We start from the raw sequence: 2,206 nt of genomic DNA, 5'->3' as shown, positions 1-2,206 counted from the left end.
CATCTGGACAGTCTTCTGCGAAGGAGTGCGGTGACGATCATCAGGGCGAGAGTGAGGCCGACGAGCAGGCTGGACGCGGCGGCGACGACCGGGCTCAGATCGGCACGCAGGCTGCCCCAGATCTTCACCGGCAAGGTCTGCAGGGTCGGGCTCGCCATGAAGATCGCCACCACCACCTCGTCCCATGAGGCGAGGAAGGAAAAGATCGCCGCCGAGAAGATGCCGATGCGGATCGAGGGCAGGGTGATCCTGAGCCTTGCCTGCAGCGGACTGGCGCCGCACACGATCGCCGCGTCCTCGATGGATTTGTCGAAACCTTCGAGCGCGGTGGCGATCGGAATGATGGCGAAGGGCAGGGCCAGGATGGTGTGGGCGATGACGAAACCGATCGTCGTGCCGGCGAGCCCGATGCGCAGGAAAAAGGCGTAGATGGCGATGGCGAAAACCACCACCGGCAGCACCATCGGCGTCAGCAGCAGGACGCGCAGGAGCTGCCGGCCGCGAAACTCGCCCCTGACCAGGCTGAAGGAGGCGAGCAGGCCGATCAGAACCGCGAGGATGGCGGCCATCGCGGCGATCTTGGCGCTGGTCAAAGCGGCGTCGACCCAGGCCGGGTCGGCGAGCAGTTCCTGATACCATTTCAGCGTCCAGCCGGGTGGCGGAAAGGCCAGCCAGCGCGACGAGCCGAACGACAACAGGACGATGAAGACCACCGGTAACAGAAGGAAAGCCGCGATGAGGGTAGTGAAGCCGGCGAGCGCCGCACGCAGCCATCCGAGCCGGTCGTAATCGAGCAGCATCCTAGAGCCCTCCGGCGAGGCGCCTGGCGCCGACCATGCGCAATTGGATCGCGTAGAGCACCATGGTGACGGCGAGCAGCACGAAGGCCGCAGCACTTCCGAGCCCCCAGTTGAGCAGCGACTGCACCGTCTGGGCGATCATTTCGGCGAGCATCATGTTCGATGTGCCGCCGAGCAGCGCGGGCGTCACGAAATAGCCGAGCGACATGACGAAGACCATCAGCCCGCCGGCGGCGATGCCGGGCAGCGACAGCGGTAGCAGGATGCGGCGGAATGCCTGCGACGGGCTAGCGCCGCAAAGGGCGGCGGCGCGCAGCGTCATCGGATCGATGGCGCGCAGCGTGCCGACCAGCGGTAGGATCATGAAGGGCAGCATGATGTAGACCATGCCGATGGTGACGCCGGTCAAATTGTTGATGAGCGGCAGCGGCTCGTGGATGACGCCGAGCCCCATCAGCGCCCGGTTGATCACACCGGTGCGCTGCAAAAGCACCATCCAGGCATAGGTGCGGGTGAGGAGATTGGTCCACATCGACAGGATGATGATGCCGAAGACGACCGAACCGAGCGCCGGCGGCATGATCGCCAGCATCCAGGCGACCGGAAACGCGACGAGGATGGTCACGACGGTGACGACGGCCGCGACCAGGAAGGTGTTGAGAAACACCCGCACATAAGTGCCGCTGCCGAACAGCGCGGCATAGTTCTGCAGGCCGGGCTCGGGATCGGTGACGCTGCGCAGCAAGAGCGCGACCACCGGCACGACAAAGAACAGGCCGACCAGCACCAGGGCCGGCAGGGCGCCGCCGCTGCCGGCCGGCAGGCCGGCAATCGAGCCGCGGCTGAGGGAGTGTGCTTGCATCGAGCGGTTCCCGTCGTCCCGAAGGGGAGCGGCTTGCCGCGCCCCCGGCTTGCTGTGGCGCTACTTGGTCTGCCAGGCGTACCAGCGCGTGGCGATCTCGTCGCGGTGCTCGGCCCAGTAGTTCATGTCGAGATTGATCTGACTCTCGACGTGCGCGTCGGGCAGCCCTTTCACCACGTCGGCGGGCATTTCCGCCTTGGCCTTGGTGTTGATCGGCGCGTAGCCGCTTGCCTCGGCGAATTTCGCCTGGCCGGTCGGGCTGGTCGCGGCGGCGAGGAACTTCATCGCGCTGTCCTTGTTCTTGGCGCCCTTCGGCACGACGAGAACGTCAGCGGCGGTGAGGTTCTGGTTCCAGGAGACGCCGACATCGGCGCCGTCCTTCTCGAGCGCAAAGACACGGCCGTTCCAGAGCTGCCCGAAGGCAGCCTCGCCCGAAGCGATGAGCTGCTGCGACTCCGCGCCGCCGCGACCAGCCCGACCGGCCAGGCGAAATTCGCCGAGGCAAGCGGCTACGCGCCGATCAACACCAAGGCCAAGGCGGAAA

At 66.2% G+C, this 2,206-nt stretch carries 3 protein-coding genes; all 3 read right to left on the bottom strand.

Annotated elements, in window-relative coordinates; translation table 11 throughout:
- A partial coding sequence (locus EOA60_RS29670) for an ABC transporter permease (RefSeq protein WP_095826035.1) occupies positions 1 to 800 on the bottom strand: 800 nt, incomplete at its 3' end.
- A gap of 1 nt (position 801) precedes the next feature.
- The gene (locus EOA60_RS29665; protein WP_095826034.1) at positions 802 to 1,662 is read right to left on the bottom strand and encodes an ABC transporter permease; all 861 of its coding nucleotides are present in this window, start codon (positions 1,660 to 1,662) and stop codon (positions 802 to 804) included.
- A 60-nt stretch (positions 1,663 to 1,722) separates the two neighbouring features.
- Positions 1,723 to 2,206, bottom strand: a 484-nt coding sequence (locus tag EOA60_RS29660) for an extracellular solute-binding protein (protein ID WP_245502640.1), incomplete at its 5' end; no start/stop codon positions are given.

It is taken from the genome of Mesorhizobium sp. M1A.F.Ca.IN.020.06.1.1 (assembly GCF_004023265.1).
In the GTDB taxonomy this organism is placed as follows: domain Bacteria; phylum Pseudomonadota; class Alphaproteobacteria; order Rhizobiales; family Rhizobiaceae; genus Mesorhizobium.
Note: the sequence above shows the minus strand (reverse complement) of the source record. Positions and strands in the feature narration are given on the sequence as shown.